Raw genomic sequence first — 21,419 nt, 5'->3', positions numbered from 1 at the left:
CCCATGTACTAGGCGGCACAACCAAGGGATGCATCGGTTGAACCCAGGTACAAGTGACGTCTTGCCGTTGGCCTGCATAAGCTTGAACCACCTCGCTGGCCTCCGGCAAAACGGGTTGTGCAGCGAACCGTTGTTGGATGTCCCCTTACCCATGCGGCCTTGTGCCTAGGCGGTGAACGTGATGAACAGAAATGATCTGCGGCGTGCCGACATCAATCTGTTGATTGTCTTTGAAACAGTGATGCGCGAACGCAACGTTACCCGGGCCGCAGAGAGACTTTTTTTGTGTCAGGCCACTATTAGCACAGCCCTCGGACGACTGCGTTCGATGTTCAACGATCCGCTGTTCATCCGCACTGGCAGGGTGATGGAGCCGACTGCGCGGGCAGAAGAAATTCATGCGCGGCTGACGCCAGCGCTGGATGGCATCGCTATCGCCTTGAGTTGTGCCCAGACGTTCGACCCACTGACCAGTGACGAGACCTTTCATATCGGACTCTCTGACGATGTCGAGTACGCGCTGCTTCCACGTTTGATCAAGCATCTGCGTGATGAGGCGCCAAACATCACGCTCGTGGTGCGCAGAGTGGACCATCGGCAATTACCCCAGTTGCTGGCCTCGGGAGAGATTTCCGTGGGTATCAGCTTTGCGCAAGAACTGCCAGCCAGTGCCCATTGCAAAAGCCTGCGGCCGATGCACCCCATGCTATTGCGCGCCGATTCGGACCCCGGCGCCCTTGATCTGGATGACTTTTGCAGACGGCCTCATGTGGTTGTCTCTTCGATGGGAAATGTCATCGACGATGCCGACCATGCCCTGAGCCTGGTTGGTCGGCAGCGCAGGGTAGTCCTGGCTGTCCCGCAATTCAGTGCCTTGCCCGCTTTGCTCGCCGGCAGCGACATGATTGCGATCGTACCGGACTACGTCGCCCGGGCCATGGAGCGAATGGAAGGGATGCGTGCCGACTTTGCGCCGTTGACGCTACCGGCGCCGGACTTGTCCATGGCCTGGCGCGGCGCGGCCCACAACGACCCTCGGGAACGCTGGTTGCGTTCGTACTTCTGTCGCTATCTCGGTCAACATCAAGAGCAGCCCGTGCCTCTGGCCGTAGCGTGAATTGAGGCTACGTTGTTCCGTGAAGCGCTTCCCGGCTGGTCGTGCAAACAGTGCTTGACCCTGACATTAGTGTCAGGGTCGTAGAGTCCCATTGTGGAGGACAACATGAGAATTGGAGAACTGGCATCCAGGACCGGTGCAAGCCATCGAGCCTTGCGCCACTACGAGCTGCAGAAGCTGATCGAATCGACCCGACGGGAAAACGGTTATCGCGAATATGCGCCAGGGGCCGTGCAACGAGTCCTTTGGGTCAAGGAACTCATTGATTGCGGTTTCAGTACTCGACAAATACACGGTCTGCTCGCCTACCTGCAGGACAGCGAGCCGGGCAGTGAGCAATTTCGTCAGTGCCTGAAGCAGCACATGGAAAAGCTGGGCGCCCTGGACAGCTTGCTCGCATTGTTGTTGGACCGAAGGCAGCGACTGTTTGACCGACTGGAGCGCTACACCCAATCGGGCGCATCGACGAACACAGGTGAGCGAGAGAACGATGTGCTCAACAACACAGGCTTTGATAGGGAACTGGAGGGAGTTAGAAATGGGTAAGCTGGACGATAAAGTAGCGGTGATCACCGGCGGTGGCAGCGGCATTGGCCTGGCGATCGCGCGTCGGTTCGTTGAGGAAGGTGCGCAAGTGGTGATCACCGGACGCCGACAGGAAACGCTGAATGATGCGCTGGCGATAATAGGTTCACGCGCCACAGCATTCAGGGGAGATGTCAGTCGGCGGGACGACGTCGAGCGTCTGTATGAGCAAGTGGGGCAGTTGCATGGCCGCATTGATGTGCTGGTGGCCAATGCCGGCGTCATCCATCCCGCACCGTTGGAGTCAGTGACCGAGGAGCAGTACGAAAGTCAGTTCGATATCAATGTCAGGGGGGTATTTCAGACCACCCAAAAAGCCTTGCCATTGCTCAGCGACGGCGGCGCTATCGTATTGGTTTCTTCCATTGCGCATTTCAAGGCGCTGGAAGGCCACTGTGTGTACGCGGCTGCCAAGGCCGCGGTACGTTCCTTTGCACGCAGTTGGGCGCATGACCTCAAGCATCGCGGGATCCGCGTCAACTGTCTGAGCCCGGGGCCGGTCAAGACACCGATCATCGGTAAAATGGGCATACCCGATGAGCGTCTGGAGGCCTTTGAGAAGGGGCTTGGCGAGATGATCCCCCTTGGACGACTGGGCCGGCCCGAGGAACTGGCAGCAGCGGCGCTGTTTCTGGCCAGCGATGAAAGTAGCTTTATCACTGGCATTGACCTTTGTGCTGACGGAGGGCTGGGTCAGATCTGAATTCTAATAGTGCTGCAAGTTGTTGTAGGCTCTATCAACCAGGGGGGGGCGTCCGTCAAAAAAACTAAAATCCGGGCATCCATCCGCAGCCACGCAAGCTCGCTCCGATGGATAACAACATGCAGATATTATGGAACGATGGTGAGCGCACCTTCTGTCGGGAGCTGCGCTCGGGTGTGAAAGGCGACCGCAGTGTTCTCGTTGCACGACCCACTGCTGAACAACCGCTTCCGGATTGTCTTGGCCGTTTCGCCCACGAGTTTGGCCTGAAGGATCAACTGGATGGCTCTTGGGCGGTGCGTCCGATTGAGATGGTGCGGGAAAGTGGGCAGTTGTATTTACTGCTGGAAGATACGGGTGGCACGCCGCTTGTGCAGCTGCTGGTTGCCCCCATGGAAACGCCAACGTTCCTGCGTCTTGCGATTAGCATCGCGCAGGCATTGGGAAAGCTCCACCAGCGCGGACTCGTCCATAAAGACATCAAGCCCTCTCATATTTTGGTGAACTGCTCCGACGGTCAGGCTCGGCTTACAGGGTTCGGCCTCGCCTCGTGGTTACCGCGTGAGCGGCAGGCGCCTGAGACCATCGCCGGCACACTCGCCTACATGGCACCTGAGCAGACCGGCAGGATGAATCGCTCGATCGATTTGCGCAGCGACCTCTATTCCTTCGGCGTCACGCTTTACCAGATGCTGACGGGCTCGCTGCCGTTTACGGCATCTGACCCGATAGAATGGGTGCACTGCCATATCGCCAAAAAACCGCAGCCACCGAGCGTGCGGGTCGAAACCGTCCCCAATGTGCTTTCCCGGATTGTCATGAAGCTGCTCGCCAAGACCGCCGAGGAGCGCTACCAGACGGCTGCGAGTGTTGAACATGATTTGCGGCAATGCCTGGCAGACTGGGAGACCTTGGGCTACATCAATGCCTTCGCGTTGGGCGAGCAAGGGACATCCGATCGGCTGATGATTCCCGAGAAACTCTACGGGCGCGAGTATGAGGTCAGTACCTTGATCGCCGCGTTCGATCGGATCATCGCAAGCAGCGCGCCGGAACTCATGTTGGTCACCGGCTATTCCGGTATTGGCAAATCCTCTGTGGTCAATGAACTGCACAAAGCGCTGGTCCCGCCGCGAGGACTCTTCGCTGCCGGCAAGTTCGATCAATACCGGCGCGATATTCCCTATTCGACGCTGGTGCAGGCATTTCAAAGCCTGGTGCGCACGCTGCTTGGCAAGAGCGACACAGAACTGGCGCAATGGCGTGACGCATTACAGAGCGCACTGGATGCCAACGCGGGGCTCATGACTGACCTCATTCCCGAACTGAAACTCATCATAGGTGAGCCGCCACCGCTGCAGGCACTTGAGCCTCAACAGGCGCAACGCCGTTTCCTTCTGGTGTTCCGGCGCTTTATCGGTGTATTTGCCCGGGCGGAGCATCCGCTTGCCCTGTTTCTGGATGATCTGCAGTGGATCGACGCGGCAACGCTCGACCTGCTGGAGGATCTGTTGACCAGCTCGGATGTGCGGCATCTGATGCTGGTGGGTGCCTACCGCAACAATGAGGTGAATGTCACGCACCCGCTAACGGGCAAACTTCAAGCCATTCGGAACGCGGGGGGCAGGGTAGATGAAATCACTCTGGTACCGCTCGCGAAGGGACACATTGAGCAGTTGATTGCGGATGCGTTGCATGACGAGCTTGCGCACATTGAGCCCCTGGCGCAGTTGGTGCTGGACAAAACCGCCGGCAACCCGTTCTTCGTGATCCAGTTTCTGCAAACCCTCGCTGACGAACAACTGCTGACCTTCGATCATCAAGCAAGGCAGTGGTGCTGGAGTGCGGATCGCATCCATGCCAAGGGTTACACCGACAACATCGTGGACCTGATGGTCGGCAAGCTGACCCGCTTGCCGACTGAAACGCAACTGGCATTACAGCAGCTTGCCTGTCTGGGGAACGTTGCCGGGACCACGACGCTTTCGACCGTTCTGGGCATCCCCCAGGCACAGATCCGCACGGTATTGTGGGAAGCCATACGCCAGGAGTTGGTCCAGCGACTGGAGGGCGCTTATGGTTTTGTTCATGACCGTATTCATGAAGCGGCCTATTCACTGATCCCCAAGGGCGCTCGCGCCGAGGCTCATCTGCGAATCGGCCGGCTGCTCGCAGCGCAGACACCCCTGCAAGGGCGGGAGGAGGCGATCTTTGACATCGTCGGCCAGCTCAACAGCGGCGCAGTGCTGCTCACCGATCAGGCCGAGCGGGAGCAATTGGCAGAGCTCAACCTGATGGCCGGCCAGCGTGCCAAGGCGTCAACGGCCTATGCTTCGGCGCTCAACTATCTCACCACGGGTGCGCAACTGTTGGACGACAGCTGTTGGACGCGGCTACATGGGTTGATGTTCGCGCTGGAGTTGAACCGGGCCGAATGCGAGATGCTGACTGGACAGTTATCAGTTGCGGACAAGCGCCTGGCGGCGCTCTCGGATCGCGCCACGACTACGATCGAACGAGCCAATGTCGTGTGTCTGCAAATGGATGTCTACCTGCTCATGGATCGCAGCGACGGCGCGGTCGCTGTCTGTCTCGCCTATCTGCGGCATGTGGGCATCGAGTGGTCGGCCCATCCGAGCGACGATGAAGTGCGCCAGGAGTACGACCATATCTGGTCGTTACTGGGCGATCGGGAAATCGAGGAACTCATCGATTTGCCGCTGATGGAGGATGCGGGCTCCCTCATGACCGTCAGCGCTCTGAGCAAGCTCTTCCCGCCTGCCTTGCAGACAGATGCGAACCTGACGGACCTGTTGATCTGCAAGGCGGTCAGTCTGAGCCTCGAAGGGGGCAACTGCGATGCCTCATGTGTGCATTACGCCAATTCATTCAGAGTCGCCGGACGGCGTTTCGGCGACTACCAGGCTGGATTTCGATTCGGCCAACTCGGCTGCGAACTCGTTGAACAACGAGGCCTGAAGCGATTCGAAGCCAGTACCTATCTTTGCTTCTCGAATTTTGCCGTGCGCTGGATGAAGCCCGTAGAGCAATGCCGTGACCTGCTGCGCCGTTCATTTGTTGCGGCGAACCGGATCGGTGATCTGCCGTATGGTGCTTATGCGGGTAACAGCCTTACCTCCGACTCCCTTTTCGCCGGCGAGCCATTGTCCGAGGTACAGGACGAAGCCGAACGTGGCCTGGATTACGCCAGGAAGGTGCGTTTCGGGCTGGTCACCGATTTCATTGGCACACAACTGGCGCTGATCCGGATGCTCCGGGGTTCGACACCAATTTTCGGTTGTTTTGATGATGAACAATTTGATGAGTCAGGCACCGAAATCCACCTGTCCAGCAATCCGGACCTGGCATTGGCCGAGTGCTGGTATTGGGTCCGCAAATTACAAGCCTGCTACCTGGCCGACGACCCCGGGGCAGCCATGCAAGCCGCGGCAAAGGCACAGCAGTTGCTATGGACGTCATACCTGTTCTTCGAGGAGGCTGAATTTTACTTCTATGACGCGCTGGCTCGTGCCCGATGGTGCGACAGTGTCCCGATGGACGAGCGTGCACAGCACTTGATCGCAATGGCGACGGATCACCGGAAACTCCAGATCCGGGCTCAACAGTGCCCAGAGAATTTCGCGAGCCGGGCCGCGCTGGTCGACGCCGAAATCGCCCGCGTCGAAGGGCGGATGATCGAGGCCGAGTTGCTTTACGAACAAGCCATCCACTCAGCGCAGAAGAGCGGCTTTGTCCATATCGAAGCGCTTGCCAACGAACTGGCGTCTCGCTTCTACGCGGCCCGCGGTCTTGGGAAAGTAGCCCGCGTTTACCTGCAAGATGCCCGCTACGGCTACCTGCGTTGGGGCGCAGATGGCAAGGTGCGGCAGCTTGAGGCGCGGTATCCATTGCTGAGGACCGAAGAGCAAACGCTTGGCCCGACAACGACGATGGTCGCACCGGTCGAACACCTCGATCTGGCCACTGTAATAAAGGTCTCGCAGGCCGTGTCGGGAGAAATCGTCCTGGAAAAACTCATCGACATGATCATGCGCACGGCCATCGAACAGGCTGGTGCCGAACGTGGCGTGTTGATTCTGTCGGACACGGGTGAGCACCGCATCGCAGCGCAAGTGACCACTGGCAGCCATTCGATGCAGTTGCGCGATGAGCCGGTGACTTCGGCGCTGCTACCGGAGTCACTTCTCTACCATGTCCTGCGCACCGGTGAGAGCGTTTTTCTTGATGATGCCCTGACCGAGGCGCCGTTTGCCGAAGACCCTTACATACGTCAGCACCACGTCCGATCGGTTCTCTGCCTGCCGTTGATGAACCAGGCCAAACTGACCGGTGCGCTCTACCTCGAAAACAATCTGACCGCCCGTGTGTTCAGCCCAGCCCGGATTGCCGTGTTGAAACTGGTGGCCTCACAGGCTGCCATTTCGCTGGAAAATGCCCGTTTGTACCGTGAGGTTGCGGAGCGCGAAGGGAAGATTCGGCGTCTCGTAGACGCCAACATCATCGGGATCCTCGTATGGAACGCCGACGGTGACATCATCGAGGCCAATGATGCATTTCTTCGCATGGTGGGATACGAGCGAGAGGATCTGGTCTCGGGTTGTCTGCGCTGGAGAGATCTGACAACACCGGAATTTCGTGAACTCAGCGAGCACTTTTTGGCGCAAGCGGTGCGGACCGGCTATGCCCAACCCTACGAGAAGGAATATTTCAGAAAGGATGGTAGTCGCCTGCCGGTGATTGTCGGTTTGGCTATGTTCGAAGCCAGCAGCAAGGAAGGGGTTGCTTTCGTGCTGGATCTGACCGAGCGCAAGCAGGCGGAAGAAAAAATCCGCGAAAGCGAACGACGCTATCGTGAGGTGCAAACGGAGTTGGCCCACGCGAACCGCGTCGCGACCATGGGGCAGCTTGTGGCTTCGATTGCTCACGAAGTCAATCAACCGATTGCGGCGGCCATCCTCAATGCCGACGCCGCGCTGCGTTGGCTGAACATGCAGCCGCCGGAGGTCGAAGAGGTCCGGACAGTGCTTGGCAGTCTCATCACGGATGCCAATCGAGCAGCCGATGTATTGGGTCGGATTCGTCGGCATATCCGCAAGGCACCACCGCAAAAGGGGGCGGTGGACATCAATGCTGCGATTCGCGAGATGGTCGAATTCACCCGTGGCCAGATCATGAAGAATGGGGCCTTGATTCTGACTCAACTCAACGACGATTTGCCCTTGATCGAAGGCGACCGGGTCGAACTGCAACAGGTGCTGCTCAACTTGATCATGAATGCGCTCGAGGCCATGAATGGTGTGAGCGAGGGTGAACGCCAATTGCGCATCAGCGCTCAGTTAAATGACGCCGGTTGTGTGCTCGTCAGTGTGAGCGATTCGGGGCCAGGATTCGCCTCGGAGAACACCGAGCAGATTTTCGCTTCTTTCTACACCACCAAGCCCACCGGATTGGGCATGGGGTTATCAATCTGTCGCTCGATCATCGAGGCGCATGGCGGCCGCTTGTGGGCAAGCGTCAACCAACCCCGCGGTGCTACTGTTCAATTCACACTACCTGTCGAGCATCATTGAATCCACGGCATTCTGTTCATCTGCAACCATGTACTCGGCGTAATACTTAGGTTTAGGGGGAAGTATATGAATGGTTGCTTGAAGTAAGCACATGTACAAATGAAACTTCGCAGCCCTGACGATATATTTCATGTCAAGGGCTGCGGGGAATTTGTCATGAATACTCTAGCTGTTAAGTTGGTAGGTGGGTTTTCATCACTTCGTTCAGGAATCGTTTTCTGTCTGACGCTAATGGCAATGGAATTCGCCGGCTCTTTGAAGTCGCGGGTGCTTGAAAGTTGCTTGCTCGCCGAGCGCTGCGATAGCAGTGAGTTGCCAAGAAGTTCTTTCATGTTTCCATTAAGGTTAGTGCATGTAGAAAAGGACACAGGTGATTTGCCAATAGGCTCGCACTTGATTAGCCCGCGCAAATTTTATGTGCATCATGGAATATACCTTGGGTGTGGAGACGTAGCTCATTACTCTGGATTTAGCGGTTCATTCAAGCCAGGCCCCATCGAAGTGACTGATCTTGAAAGCTTCGCAAGCGGCAAACCAGTCTGGGTGATGCAGGAGTCATGTGAATTTTCAAGCGATGAAATTGTTAGTCGTGCGCGTTCAAGAATAGGTGAAAGTCAATACAGGATTCTGTCTAATAACTGCGAACATTTTTGCAGTTGGTGTATTAGTGGGAGAAGTTTTAGTGCTCAAGTCAGGGCGTTTCTCCATTGCCCACGTTATCTGCTTTCTTTTATCTTGGCGTTAGAATTGTATTTTGTTGCATGATTTTCCCAGTGTTTTCGGGTATAACCATGTTTGTGTGCGCGCTTACACAACATAAAGTGTTGTGCTACACTTTTTCTTCAACTGATCAGAGGGGTTGTGCATGAGCGGAAATCCACCAATCAACGAGAATGAGCCAGACAATAACGGTTCTATGGTATTCGTGGTGGATGACGACGCTTCCATGCGCAACGCATTAAGCAATCTTTTACGCTCCGCCGGCATCCAGGTCGAGACGTTCTCATCCACTGCGGAATTTCTTCAACAGCCAAAGGCAGCTTGCGCAAGCTGTTTAATCCTTGATGTACGACTTCAAGGTAATAGTGGTCTTGAGTTCCAAAGCCAGTTGGTCAAGTCCAATGCAAATATTCCGATTATTTTCATCACTGGACATGGTGACATCGAAATGTCTGTTAAGGCGATGAAAGCCGGCGCGGTGGATTTTTTGACAAAGCCGTTCCGAGAACAGGACCTTTTGGACGCGGTGTCTGCCGCACTGCAGGCAGATGTCAAACGCCGGCAAATTGAGCAGCAGTTTTCAGATCTGCATGCCCACTATCAGACGCTGACAGCTCGTGAGAAAGAAGTAATGGCCCTTGCAGCCAAAGGTCTGATGAATAAACAGATTGCAGGGCAGATGAATCTGAGCGAGATCACCGTGAAAATTCACCGCGGGCATGCAATGAAAAAAATGCACGCAAAGTCGTTTGCTGATTTGGTTCGGATGGCAGAGTCATTAGGGGAGCGCCTTGATCGTTGATCAGAACAACAGGTTTGAATGGTTCCTGTTTTTTTGGACGCACCCGATTAATCGCTTTTTGGCTGTCAGCCTGTATTCGCGGCTCAGGTAGGGCGGCAATGAGGGCATCATGCCCCCGTACGAAAGGCAGTTACTGGAACTTCACCCATCTAAATCGAAAGACCAAACCGACATTCGTGCTCTGTCCCTTCTTGTCGGGATATATGTTCGATCAAGAAGCCACACCGTTTGAGCACGTTTGCCGAGCCGATATTTCCAGCGTATACGGTGGCAACCAGTTGTTTACGGTTCCAATGCAACTGCGCCTCCTGGATCAGATGCCTCACCGCCAGCGTTGCCAGTCCCTGTCCGCAAGCGTTTTGGGCAATCCGGTAGCCGACTTCTGCCGACCGCTCGGTCATGTCGATGCCTTTGAGGTTCGCCCGACCCACGATGTTTCCGCCGTCATCTTCGATGACGAATGGGTGCCAGGTTCCGGCGGTAAAATCAGCTAAATAAGCGGCAATGTGGTCGGTGACGCCCTGCACCGAGTAAAAAGCAGAGCCGCGCGCGTCAATGTGGCGCTCGAACCATTCACGATTGTCCAGTTCGAATGTCAGCAACGCCTCAGCATCAGCACTTTGTAGGGTACGAGTTCTGACGGGCTTCATAAGATCGCTCTCCTTGCGGGTAGAACTGCTTCGGGCCGGGGGGATAACGATGACAACTTTGCCGTTGCCTACCTGGGCCTGTCCTGCCCCGGCTCCGGGTCCGTCACCCGCGGATCGGACTTGCGCCCGGCCCTGGCAAGCCGGGACAACGCGTCGTGCGAGCAGGGAACGCCGGCAGCCCGTACGTCAACGCAAGTTCCAAGGCCGGTTACAAGGGGTATAACTAACAGAATAAAAGGCGGGTCATCCAGAATAGGCCCTCCAAAGGCAGCGCCCGGGCCAGGCGCCCCAGGCCTGATCGGCCGCCTGCGGCGCGGCGCGGAGCAATGTGATGAGTTCCAGAGCATGGCGATGGGCTCGCAAGAGCCTTCTTGGCTGCATCGAGCTGGCCTTGCTGGCCGCTCCACTGTGCGCCAGCGCCATGTTCAAGTGCCAAGCCAGGGACGGAGCCATCAGCTACACCAGCCAAGCCATCGCCAGCGCCCGCTGCACTCGCCTGAACGGCATGGCGGGCGCCGGTGTCGGCGCCAAGGCAATGGCCCTGCCACGGCTTGTGCGGGAGGACGACTCAGGCGCGGTGCAGATTCGGGTGTTCACCTTCATCCACAGGGGTATTCGTCAATATGTGAGCCGGCGCCCCGTCGGGATCTCCGCACGGGTCGATGTCCTTGAGCTCTATTACATCAAGGGCTGCTATCTGTGCATGGCGCCGAAGGATTTCAAGGTCACCTCACTGCGCCTGGACACCCATTCCTATCGGCGGGAGATCGAAGCCGCTTCGGGTCATTATGGTGTCGACAGGGCGCTGGTCCGCGCAGTGATACATGCCGAATCGGCGTTTCGCCCCAACGCCATTTCCGAAGCCGGCGCCCAGGGGCTGATGCAGTTGATGCCCGCCACCGCCGAGCGCTTCGCCGTGGACGATCCGTTCGACGCACGACAGAACATTCGTGGCGGCGTGCGCTACCTGGCCTGGCTGCTCAAGCGCTTCAACGGCAACCAGATGCTGGCGTTGGCAGGTTACAACGCCGGCGAAGCGTCCGTGGTCGAGTACAACGGGGTGCCTCCCTACGCCGAGACGCAATCCTACGTTACCCTCGTGCAGTCCTTGACCGAACGCTATCGCAACCATCGCTAGTACCGTAGGGCGCATAACCCGGAGCACGCTCACTGCCTTACTTCATGCTAACTAAAGGAAGGCATCACACCGTGGGAACCGTTCCACCATCGATAACGTATTCAGTACCAGTAATGGAGCTGGCAAGCGGCGAGACGAGGAATGCGATGAGATCGGCTACTTCCCTTGGTTTAGCGGGACGTCCGATCGGGATGCCGCCCAGTGAGCCCATTACGACTTGGCGGCCACCCTCATAATCTGTGCCGCTCTGCCTTGCAATCCCCTCTACAAAGGCGACTGATGCCTGCGTCTCCACCCATCCCGGTGAAACCCTGACTACGCGTACGCCCTTGGGGCTGACCTCTTTGGAAAGACCCTTGCTGTAGTTCGAAAGCGCTGCCTTGGCGGCGGCATACGCCAGGGTGGATTCAGGTAGCGGCAGCTGATTCTGGATAGAAGTGACATGGATGATGACGCCCGAACCCTGCTTGAGCAGCATGGGCAGTAGTGCTCGGTCGAGGCGAACTGCCGAGAGCAGGTTCAGGTCCAGAGCCCGTTGCCATTCCTGGTCGTCGAGCACCGCATAGCCACCGGCGGGAGCCGATGAGCCGCCAGCGACATGAACGATGATATCGAGCCCGCCGAGACGATCATGGACGGCATCAATGACGCTGGCACATCCCTCGCTGGTGGTGATGTCCGCCGCGACGAAGAGGTCCTCGGGAAGGTGCTCGGGACGCGAGCGCGCAGCTGTCAGGACTTTTGCGCCAGCCTCGCGAAGTCGGGAGACGACGGCTTCTCCAATGCCTTTGGTTCCGCCGGTGACCAGCGCCCGGAGGTCTTCGAGTTCCAGTGCGATGCTCATCAGCGAATCTCCAGGGATGCGATCTTGTCGTCAACGAGTACAAAGGTGTAGGTGAGCTCGACGGGGCTACCAGGAAAGTTCCCGCTCAGCCGAGCGAGCAGGGTGACGGCCTGTCCTTCCTGCGAGCTGCTCAATGGTTCGATGCTGTATTGATACTTGGCCTGCGAAGCTTGCTTCCAGGACTTGATGGCCTCCAACCCCTTGTACGTCTGGCCTTCGTCGCGCACGGTGGCATCTTTGGCGAAGCAGCGCTCCAACACCTCGGTGTCAGTAATCTTTTCGGCCGCAAGGTAGCTGGCGAGCGGTTCAGGCAATTCGATTTTCATGGTGATTTCACCTCACGGATGTAAGGATTTCTTCATCCACATGTTCGCTTTCGGCCATACCCGATGGCAAGAACGCACGAAAAAGTAAGCCAGGGAAATATGAGAAAAATCTATACGCCCTCTACTGCGGCTAGCGAAGTAGAAGCAGTGTTCAAGCAACTCGAAGGACGTTGGAAGCTGGTGATCCTGTTCCACCTCTTCGGTGGTCAGGTGCAACGCTTTTCCGAGCTGGAAAAGCTAATCCCCGAGATATCCCAGAAGATGCTCGCTCAGCAGTTACGCCAGTTGGAAGCGGATGGCATCGTGCATCGCACTGTCTATCCGCAAGTACCGCCTAAAGTGGAATATCGCATGACAGAGTGGGGCCAGGCGCTGTGTCCGGCATTGGATGCACTATTGCAATGGGCGGAACTCAGGGAGACGCTCAATCCAGATGCTTGAGCTCCCAGGTTTCGCAGCCTCACATGAGAGGCTGCTATTGGCTTTTGCTGCCTTCCACGACCGGCTGAAACCCACCCAAAGCAGACATCATGTGTCTAGCAAATCCGGAGCAATTCACTGATGTGGAAATCAAATCCGGCCATGGGCTTTCGGGCGTTCAAACTGGCTATTCGCGGGCTCCTTACGCAGCGGCAAACGTGCGGCTGCGATTATGGGTTTGAACCAGTCGGCACGGTTTAACGGCCATGTTCCGTATGTGTATTTCAAGGGCGTGCTCACGCGACTGCCGATGCAGCGGCCGAGCGAGATTATCGAGTTGCTGCCGCATAGATGGGCGCCCGTTTAACCACACGAGGTCTTTTGGGCGGACGCTTACTGTCCAGGGCCTGGCCACAAGGTTTTAGAAAGTGCGTAAGCGATGGGCTTGAAACTGGAAGCAGGCTGCAGCTTCCGTTTCCCGGATGCTGACAGTTCAGTTGGAAGAGTTGTTCAGCTGCTGAAGCTCAAGTTGCTTGGCAGCACTGGCTTCGAGGTTTGCACGCTCTTCATCCAGATACCAATAAATGCTTTGGAAGTTGGCGATTTTCTGTTTGATTTCTGCCATCTTCTTTTCAATTAGCTTAGCGCCGTCAGCACAATCGATCAGCTTGTTCCGCTGCGCATCCAGAATCTCGCCTATTTCCCCCAGGGAAAACCCCATGCTTTGCGCGCGCTGGATAAAGTCCAGATCCTGCAGAGTTTGCGCTGTGTAAACGCGATAGTTGTTAGTTTGCCGCAGCGGTGAGATCAGGCCGATTTGCTCGTAGTAACGCAGCGTATGGCGGCTGGCGCCGCTGCGGGCCTCGAGTTCGCCGATTTTCATGAAAACACCGCTTGACTATAGAGTTGGGTCGATAGTTTACGCTTGATTTCTCACCTTAAACAAGGAGCAGGGAAATGAGCGTGGAGTGCTTTGTCACCGGGGGCACCGGCTTCATCGGTCAACATTTGGTGGCGTATCTGAGTGCAAAAGGTCACACCATTCGGGTGTTGATGCGTCGCCCAGAGCGACTAGCTGCACTGCGGGAGCAAGTCGACAATTTGGGAGGGTGTGCAACCCGGGTATTTGCCGTAGCTGGCGATCTGGAACGGGACAACCTCGGGCTGAGTCTTGCTGACCGAGAAGTTCTAAGGCACGCCCGAGTCATATTCCACCTGGGCGCCCACTTCGCATGGGGGCTTTCAGTGGAGCATTCTCGTGCGGTGAATGTGGAAGGGGCAAAGCGCGTGGCGCTGTTGGCGGCTGAGCAAAAAAGCCGGTTAGTGATGATCGGCGGCTACATGCTGAAAAATCATGAACATCTGCAACGCATCGGAATTGATCCTCGTTATCCGGAGCTGACGAATTGGCCTGCGGTCTACCGACATGTCGGTGGTTACGAGGGGAGCAAGCTGGAGGCGCATTTTGCGACCCTGGAGGTCATGTCCACCAAGGGCGGGGAGATTACCGTTGTCCACCCCGCGACGGTTTGTGGCCACAGCCGCACGGGGCATATCCTTGACGGTCAGCCGCTGGTGGAGTTGATACGCAACCTTGTGCAGAGAAAGCTGACTGCAGTGCCCGGTACCGCCGAGCACTGGCTGCCACTGGTCACCGTGGATTACCTGGTTGAGCTGGTGGCGGTTTGTGCTTTTGATCCTGCCATGGTGGGCCAGGAACTGCTGGCGCTTGATGACCGAACTCCCAACTTGCGAGAACTCCTGGTACAGGTGGCACAACCTTTGGGCTTAAAGTCTCCCAAGCATTACATTTCACTCCGATTGCTGAAGTTGCTACTGAGTATTCCTCCCGTCGCGCGGTTTTTGAATACAAAACCCGAAGCCTTGGACTTTATCCAGACCACTCGTTTTGATACAGCGGCGGTCGAGCAATTTGCCAACAGGCATGGAATAGCCAAACCGGATATACGTCAGTCTTTGCAGCACACTGCAACGTTCGTCAACTCATATTGCATAGCCAAGGGCCAGGCCCTCTGACTTCTCCCTTGGCGGCGACAAGAAGGCGAATAGCATCCTACTGGGCGATCCAGCTTATGCCACAATAAATATTGGGGTTGGTGGGATCTTCGTATCCTCAAACTTTGCGCCGTCGATGTAGGGCGGCATTCTATCGAACGACAATTCAGCGACAGGGATCGTCATCAATGCAATCTACTTTCAGCAAAGGCGTCATATTTGCACTCTCCGCTGCGGCACTGAACGCAACGATCGGTGTACTCAGCAAAGTACTCATGAGTAATGGTTTCACCGCTAGCAGTGTCGCTGTCATCAAGACCGTACTGGGTTGCGTGCTTCTCTCGATCTTACTGTTTTTCCTCAAGCGCCCGGCGGCGTCGACCAAATGGACTCAGGCGGCTATCTGCGCATTCCTTGGCATCTTTGTGCTGTTCCATTTCGAAACGTCCGCCTATCGACACTACGCTGCGGCAGGTGTGGTGGTGGTGCTGATGGCCAGTGCCTCAATTTCCTCGATCATTCTGGGGCGCATTTTCCTCAAGGACGCCATCACCGCGAACGCTACCGTGGGCGCCGCACTGGCTATCGCTGGTATCTCGGTGATCTTCGGCGGCGACCTGCAGCAGGGCTTTACCCTGCAAGGTGCTGCGCTCGCCTCCATGGCCGGCTGCGGCTATGGGGCCTTTTCGGTTGCCATGAAGCGTATGGGTGTGTCGGGGGGGCTGCACTTCACCCGACAATTGTTGTTCTTTGGCAGCCTGTACCTGTTGATGCCGGCTGCGGCCGATGGTTTCGCGATGGGCGAGCTGTCGCCGCTGGCGATCGCCGCGCTGCTGGCGCTGGCCACGCTGCCGACAATCCTGGGCTTCTTCTGCACCACCAAGGCCATCGAGTATCTCAAACCATCCCAAGTGCAAGCGCTGGAGCTGACCGAGCCACTGTTCGCCGCGCTGCTGGCGTTTGTGGCGCTCAATGAAGTACCGCGCGAAAGCCTGTACGCGGGAGCGGCACTGATCATCGTCGGCCTGTGTTTCTCCAATGAACTAATCCGCTTGGGCAGCAAAACATCCGTCCCTTCGACCGATAGCAGTCTGTCGTCAGTAGCTCCGGTTATCAGCCTTTCCTGTGAGCCGCGAGGGGGCGAAAGAAAGTAACGTTCGCGGAACCTCACGGCTGACCTTGGTTGTTCTCAGAAACGCGCTGAACAATCCTTTCCACCAGGGTGAGTTCAGGGGCACAGCGCTATGGACTCATCACTCAGAAGCAAACGCGGCGTTCCCCCTTACCTGTTGGGTATCAGCGGTCGTCTGGCGACCCACCTTGAACCATGCGGCGTACAAAGCCGGGACGAAGAAAATCGTCAGCAGCGTCGCGACGGTAAGGCCGCCCATGATCGCAATTGCCATCGGCCCCCAGAACACACTGCGCGTTAGCGGGATCATTGCGAGCACGGTGGCCAGCGCAGTCAACATCACCGGACGGGCTCGGTGGATGGCGGCATCCAGCACAGCGTTCCACGGGTCGCGCCCCTCGGCGATCTCGATTTGTACTTGATCGATCAGGATCACCGCGTTGCGCATGATCATGCCACCCAGAGCGATGATGCCCAGGATCGCGACGAAGCCCAGCGGCGACTGAAACAACAGCAGCGCCGGCACCACACCGATCAGGCCCAGCGGTGCCGTCAGCACCACCATCCACATGCGGGAGAAGTTCTGCAGTTGCAGCATGAGTAACAGCAGGATGGTGATCAGCATCAATGGAGCCACCGCGAGCAGCGCCTTGTTGGCCTTGTCACTTTCCTCAACCGCTCCGCCCACATCGATGCGGTAACCGGTCGGCAGCCTGGCTTCGATGTCCTTAAGCAACGGCTGGATTTCCTGCGTCACCGATACACCCTGTTCTCCATCCTTCACATCCGCACGTACAGTGATCGCCATGTCGCGGTTGCGGCGCCACAGTACCGGCTCTTCCAGCTCAGAGCGCACCTGTGCGACTTGCGACAGCGGCACCACCGTTCCCTGGCGTGTATAAAGATTGATGTTTTTCAGGGTGTCGAGATTCAAGCGCTCCTCTGGCACGGCACGGGCCACGATGTCGATCAGGTCCTCGCGCTCGCGCAGTTGCGACAGGGTTGCGCCGTTCATAACGGTCTGGGTTGCCAGCGACACGTCGGCCGGCGTGAGGCCAAGCGCGCTCGCCTTGTCCTGATCAAGCTCCACTTTCAGCGTACGCACCGGGTCGTTCCAGTCGAGCTGGAGGTCGCGCACCTTCGGGTTGGACGCAATCACCTTTTCCACGTCGCGGGCGATCTTGCGCACCACCTGCGTATCGGGGCCGACCACGCGGAACTGCACCGGATAGCCGACAGGTGGCCCCAACTCGAGCCGGGTCACCCGCACCCACGCCTGTGGGAATTGTTGGTCGGACGAGGCCACCAGTCGCGCACGTACCCGCTCGCGTGCATCCAGATCCCTGGTCATTACAACGAACTGGGCAAAACCCGGGTTTGGCAGTTCGGGGTTGAGCGAGAGATAGAAGCGCGGTGCGCCGGCGCCGGTGTAGGCCGTGTAGAAGCGCACGTCTTTGTCCTTCGCCAGGATCTCCTCCATGTGCTTGACCTGCTCGGTCGTCGCGGCGAACGAGGAGCCTTCCTTAACGCGCAGGTCAATGACCAGCTCAGGGCGCGAACTGTTGGGGAAGAATTGCTGCGGCACCAACTTGATGCAAGCCAGGGCAAGCACCAGTGCGCCCACCGTCGCACCGATGACCACCCAGCGGTGCTCGATGGCGGCGTCGATCAGGCGGCGCAGGTTGCGGTAGAACTTTGTGTCGTGCTGATTACCGTGCTGGTGCTTGCCCAAGTCATCGGGCAGCATCTTGACCGCCAGGTATGGCGTGAAGATGCCGGAACAGATCCACGAGAACAGCACCGCGGCGCCGACGATCCAGAAAATGCCACCCGCATACTCGCCGGTGGTGGACTTTGAAAGACCAATCGGCAGGAAGCCCACGACGGTGATGAGTGCGCCGGTCAGGCGCGGCATGGCGGTGGACTGATAGGAGAAGGCGGCGGCTTTTACGCGGTCCATGCCGGTTTCCATCTTCGCCACCATCATCTCGATGGCGATGATGGCGTCATCCACCAGCAGTCCCAACGCGATAATCAGTGAGCCGAGCGAGATGCGCTCGAGGTTCCAGCCCATCGCCAGCATCACCAGCGCCACGCCGCCCAGCACCAGCGGCACTGTGGCCGCGACCACGAGGCCGGCGCGCCAGCCCAGGCTGGCCAGACTTACTGCAATCACGATGATCAGCGCCTCGGCCAGCGCACGCCCGAAGTCCAGGATTGCATCCTTCACCGTGGTTGGCTGGTCAGCCACCAGCTCCAGCTCCACACCGTGCGGAAGTTCTGACTGGATCTTGGCGACTGCCGTGTCCATCGCCTTGCCGAGGTCCACGATGTTGCCGTCGCTGGTCATTGTGATGCCGAGCATTAGCACCGGCTGGCCGTTGTGGCGTACCGTGTAGGTCGGCGGATCCTCGAAGCCGCGTGTAACGGTCGCGATGTCGCCGAGCTTGATCAGCCGGCCTCCCGCGGAGATGGGCACGTTGCGGATTACCTCTTCGCTGGTGAATTGGCCACTCACGCGCACCATGACGCGGTCGCCGCGGGTGTCAATCTGGCCGGCGGGCAACATCGCATTCTGACTCTTGAGACTTTCGGCGATGGCCAGCGGTGTAATGCCCAGCGCTGCCAGGCGCTCGTGAGAGAACTCGACGTAGACACGCTTGGCCTGCTTGCCGATAAGATCGATCTTCTTGACCATCGGCACCTTCAGTATCTGGCGCTTGATGTCCTCGGCCGCATCCGACAGCTCAGCGTGGCCGATGCCGTCGCCTTTGACAGCGTACATCAGGCCATACACGTCGCCGTACTCGTCGTTCAGGATCGGGCCGATTACGCCGTCGGGCATCTCCAGGCTCAGGTCATTGAGTTTCTTGCGCGCCTGGTACCAGGCCTCGCGCTGATCGGCCTTGGAGGTGCCGCCGCGCACGGTGAGCGTCATGCCGGCGTAACCTTGCCGCGCGTAGGTAACCACCTTCTCGAAGTTGTCGATCTGCTCGAATTTTTTCTCCATGCGGTTGAGGACCTGGTCCTGCAACTGCTGGGCGGTAGCGCCCGGCCAGATGACCATCGCGGTCATGGAGGGCACGGAAAAATTCGGATCCTCGAGCTGACCGAGCCGAGTGAAGCTGAAGGCACCGGCCGCCGCGACAATGAGGAGCATGAACAGAACGATGGCGCGATGGCGCAGCGCCCAGTCGGTGAGGTTGAAATTGTTCATCGGGCTGCCTGCTGCGTGGTGTTCGTATCGACAATCGCCGTGTCGGGAAGCGCGACCTTCAGTCCGGATGCCATTTTCTGCACCCCGGCGGTGACGACTAATACTCCGGCCTGCGGTCCGGAGACGAGCACCTCATCGTTGCGATATCCCAATACCGCCACGGGCAGCAGTTCGACAGTGCCTACCGGATCCTTGCCTGCGGGTGTGACCACCCACAGCGCCGGCTGGCCACCGCTTTGCGTCAGCGCCGTCGCCGGCACCGCTGCCACCGAGACATTGGTCATCACGCGCTCGGCCGTGACCGTTGCGGTGGCACCCAGTGGTAGTGCCTTGGCTGGCTTGAGTCGAGCACGGTAGGTGCGTGTTTGCGCCGCAGCCTGTGGTGAAAGTTCGCGTAAGGTGACATCAAGGTTTTCGTTTGGCGCACTGGCCAGCGAGGCTTTGAAACGCGCCTCCTTGAAGGCGGACATCTGATCCTCGGGTACATCGATGACGATCTCGGATTCGTCCGGATTCGCAATCGAGATCACTGGCTGACCCTGCGCAACGACCTGTCCCGCTTCGATGCGTACCGCCGTGACCACGCCACTACGAGAGGCTCGCAACACGGTGTACTTGAGCCGGTTACGTGCGAGCTCAAGCTTTCGCGCTTCAGCCTCGGCGGTCGCATGCGTGGTCTGAGCATTGGTATGCGCACGCTCATCGTCGGCCGCGCTAACTGAGCCATCAGCCTTCAGGGCAGTCAGGCGCTGACGATCAGATTCCGCCTGACGTGTCTGCTCCACGGCAGCAGCCCACTGCTGTTGCGACGCTTGCTCCGCGAGGCGGTAGTCGCTGTCGTCCAGCACAGCCAGTATGTCGCCTTCGTGCACCAACTGACCCACATCAACATTGCGTTGGGCAACCTTGCCGTCCACACGGAAGGATTGCTCGACTTCATGCCGCGACTGCACGGTGCCCACGTAGCGACTGACGTCGCGGGCATTGTCGTAGTTGATTTCAACGGTACGTACCGCTCTGGGGGCCGGCACGGACGGTTGATCCGGGCTGCACGCGCAAAGCAAAGCGGCGACGGCCAAGGCGCCGGCCGCAGTAAGGGAGTTCTTCAAGACGGTTCCTCTTTGGAAGCTACAGATACTCAGGAAAGTGGTGGCCGGTCGGCTTTGGCAGATGCGGTTGGATTGGAGGGTTGTTCGAACACCTGCCAGCCCCCGCCCAGTGCCTTGTAGAGCTGCACGCTGTCGAGCAGCAGTCGGGTATTGCTTTCGTTGGCGCTCAGGCGTGCAGTCAGGCGCGCACGCTGCGAATCCAGCAGAGGCAGCAGGTCGATCTGCCCACGGTTATAGAGCGACTGGGCGCGATTCTGTGCCGTCTCTGCAGACGCGGCAGCCAATTGCAGCGACCCGGAACGGCGGCGTTCCTGCGCAAGCGTGACGAGGGCGTTTTCCACATCCTCGAGCGCCCGTACGATGCCGTCCTCGGCGCGTAGCAGCGCCTCTTGTTGAGCACTTTCGGCCGCATCGTTGATCGCTTGCGTACGCCCTGCGTTGAACAGTGGCATCGCCAGCAGGCCCGCGACGTTGGTGAAGCGCGCAGCGCCGAGATCGGCACCGTTCAGGTTGAGACCCTGGCGGCCGAAGGACGCACCAAGAAATAGTTGTGGGAACCATTCAGCTTTCGCTTGCTGGCGTCGCGCATTGGCGGCGTCGAGCTGTGCCATGAGCGCCAGTACGTCAGGTCGGCGTTGCAGCAACTCGGCGGGCTGGCCAGGTTTTGCCTCCGGCACGTTGGCCAAATCATCACTCGATGGCTGGATGTTCCTGGTGTTGAAAGACTGGTCGGCGATGAGCACCGCGATACGGTGACGTGCCACCGCCGCTTGGGTTTCCAGTGGCGGAATCTGTGCCCGCGCCGATAAGGCGTCGGTCTGCGCGCGTTCGACGTCGAAGGCGGATGCCAGCCCCACCTGTTGACGCGCGGTGACCAGACGCAGCGTTTCGTCCTGCATCGCCGAAATTGCGCGCAGCGTTGCGACCTGGCGCTGTGCACCGACCAGGGTGAAGTAGTTGCTGACAACGTCGCTCATCACCAGCAGGCGCACTCCACGCATGCTGTGTTCCGCGGCTAGCGCATCGGCGTCTGCCGCCGCTGCGCCGGC

Annotated in this window: 17 protein-coding genes and 1 pseudogene; 11 read left to right on the top strand and 7 right to left on the bottom strand. The window is 58.2% G+C overall.

Annotation, left to right across the window (positions count from 1 at the left end; genetic code table 11):
* The first annotated feature begins 181 nt into the window (after window positions 1–181).
* The 6 genes from PMI29_RS24670 to PMI29_RS24685 all read left to right on the top strand — a co-directional run bounded on the left by PMI29_RS24670 (window position 182) and on the right by PMI29_RS24685 (window position 9,518).
* Window positions 182–1,117 (top strand): LysR family transcriptional regulator, encoded by a 936-nt coding sequence (locus PMI29_RS24670; protein WP_007994682.1) that lies wholly within the window; start codon window positions 182–184, stop codon window positions 1,115–1,117.
* Between the two features lie 105 nt (window positions 1,118–1,222).
* Window positions 1,223–1,663: a MerR family transcriptional regulator gene (locus tag PMI29_RS0129865; RefSeq protein ID WP_007994680.1), complete on the top strand. Its 441-nt coding sequence runs from the start codon at window positions 1,223–1,225 to the stop codon at window positions 1,661–1,663.
* The gene (locus tag PMI29_RS24675; RefSeq protein WP_007994679.1) at window positions 1,656–2,405 is read left to right on the top strand and encodes an SDR family NAD(P)-dependent oxidoreductase; all 750 of its coding nucleotides are present in this window, start codon (window positions 1,656–1,658) and stop codon (window positions 2,403–2,405) included. The genes PMI29_RS0129865 and PMI29_RS24675 overlap by 8 nt, the downstream gene beginning before the upstream one ends.
* Window positions 2,406–2,524: 119 nt before the next feature.
* On the top strand, window positions 2,525–7,996 hold the full coding sequence (locus PMI29_RS24680) for a trifunctional serine/threonine-protein kinase/ATP-binding protein/sensor histidine kinase (RefSeq protein ID WP_007994677.1): 5,472 nt from the start codon (window positions 2,525–2,527) through the stop codon (window positions 7,994–7,996).
* Between the two features lie 156 nt (window positions 7,997–8,152).
* On the top strand, window positions 8,153–8,761 hold the full coding sequence (locus PMI29_RS30825; protein WP_007994675.1) for a lecithin retinol acyltransferase family protein: 609 nt from the start codon (window positions 8,153–8,155) through the stop codon (window positions 8,759–8,761).
* A gap of 100 nt (window positions 8,762–8,861) precedes the next feature.
* Window positions 8,862–9,518 (top strand): response regulator transcription factor, encoded by a 657-nt coding sequence (locus PMI29_RS24685; protein ID WP_007994673.1) that lies wholly within the window; start codon window positions 8,862–8,864, stop codon window positions 9,516–9,518.
* 149 nt (window positions 9,519–9,667) lie between these two features.
* Here PMI29_RS24685 and PMI29_RS24690 read toward each other — a convergent pair whose 3' ends face one another.
* The gene (locus PMI29_RS24690; RefSeq protein ID WP_007994671.1) at window positions 9,668–10,168 is read right to left on the bottom strand and encodes a GNAT family N-acetyltransferase; all 501 of its coding nucleotides are present in this window, start codon (window positions 10,166–10,168) and stop codon (window positions 9,668–9,670) included.
* A 331-nt stretch (window positions 10,169–10,499) separates the two neighbouring features.
* Between PMI29_RS24690 and PMI29_RS24695 the strand changes: the two genes are divergently transcribed.
* Window positions 10,500–11,306, top strand: coding sequence for a lytic transglycosylase domain-containing protein (locus PMI29_RS24695; RefSeq protein WP_007994670.1), 807 nt, complete (start codon window positions 10,500–10,502; stop codon window positions 11,304–11,306).
* A 64-nt stretch (window positions 11,307–11,370) separates the two neighbouring features.
* Here the strand turns inward: PMI29_RS24695 and PMI29_RS24700 are convergent, their stop codons facing one another.
* Window positions 11,371–12,150 carry an SDR family oxidoreductase gene (locus PMI29_RS24700; RefSeq protein ID WP_007994669.1) on the bottom strand — a complete coding sequence of 260 codons (780 nt, stop codon included), beginning with the start codon at window positions 12,148–12,150 and terminating at the stop codon, window positions 11,371–11,373.
* Window positions 12,150–12,476, bottom strand: coding sequence for a nuclear transport factor 2 family protein (locus PMI29_RS24705; protein ID WP_007994668.1), 327 nt, complete (start codon window positions 12,474–12,476; stop codon window positions 12,150–12,152). The genes PMI29_RS24700 and PMI29_RS24705 overlap by 1 nt, the downstream gene beginning before the upstream one ends.
* 99 nt (window positions 12,477–12,575) lie before the next feature.
* Between PMI29_RS24705 and PMI29_RS24710 the strand changes: the two genes are divergently transcribed.
* Window positions 12,576–12,917, top strand: coding sequence for a winged helix-turn-helix transcriptional regulator (locus tag PMI29_RS24710; protein ID WP_007994667.1), 342 nt, complete (start codon window positions 12,576–12,578; stop codon window positions 12,915–12,917).
* 127 nt (window positions 12,918–13,044) lie between these two features.
* Window positions 13,045–13,263: pseudogene (locus PMI29_RS30820) on the top strand (transposase domain-containing protein); the annotation flags it as partial.
* A 126-nt stretch (window positions 13,264–13,389) separates the two neighbouring features.
* Here PMI29_RS30820 and PMI29_RS24715 read toward each other — a convergent pair.
* The gene (locus tag PMI29_RS24715; RefSeq protein ID WP_007994665.1) at window positions 13,390–13,779 is read right to left on the bottom strand and encodes a MerR family transcriptional regulator; all 390 of its coding nucleotides are present in this window, start codon (window positions 13,777–13,779) and stop codon (window positions 13,390–13,392) included.
* Window positions 13,780–13,853: 74 nt separating this feature from the next.
* On the opposite strand from PMI29_RS24715, the gene PMI29_RS24720 reads away from it, so the two are divergent.
* Together PMI29_RS24720 and PMI29_RS24725 are read left to right on the top strand one after the other, a co-directional pair.
* A complete protein-coding gene (locus PMI29_RS24720; protein ID WP_007994664.1) occupies window positions 13,854–14,933 on the top strand; it encodes an SDR family oxidoreductase in 1,080 nt (359 codons plus the stop codon).
* Between the two features lie 167 nt (window positions 14,934–15,100).
* Complete coding sequence (locus PMI29_RS24725) at window positions 15,101–16,066, top strand: DMT family transporter (RefSeq protein WP_007994663.1); 966 nt, start codon at window positions 15,101–15,103, stop codon at window positions 16,064–16,066.
* Window positions 16,067–16,165: 99 nt separating this feature from the next.
* On the opposite strand, the gene PMI29_RS24730 is transcribed toward PMI29_RS24725, so the two are convergent.
* The 3 genes from PMI29_RS24730 to PMI29_RS24740 form a co-directional block, all read right to left on the bottom strand.
* Entirely contained in the window at window positions 16,166–19,261 is a 3,096-nt protein-coding gene (locus tag PMI29_RS24730; protein ID WP_007994662.1) for an efflux RND transporter permease subunit, read from the bottom strand.
* The gene (locus PMI29_RS24735) at window positions 19,258–20,370 is read right to left on the bottom strand and encodes an efflux RND transporter periplasmic adaptor subunit (protein ID WP_007994661.1); all 1,113 of its coding nucleotides are present in this window, start codon (window positions 20,368–20,370) and stop codon (window positions 19,258–19,260) included. Before PMI29_RS24735 ends, PMI29_RS24730 begins: the two co-directional genes overlap by 4 nt.
* 29 nt (window positions 20,371–20,399) lie before the next feature.
* Window positions 20,400–21,419: TolC family protein (locus PMI29_RS24740; protein ID WP_007994660.1), on the bottom strand; the 1,020-nt coding region annotated here is incomplete at its 5' end.

Source organism: Pseudomonas sp. GM49 (assembly GCF_000282355.1).
In the GTDB taxonomy this organism is placed as follows: Bacteria; Pseudomonadota; Gammaproteobacteria; order Pseudomonadales; family Pseudomonadaceae; genus Aquipseudomonas.
This window is presented reverse-complemented; position numbering and strand designations above follow the sequence as displayed.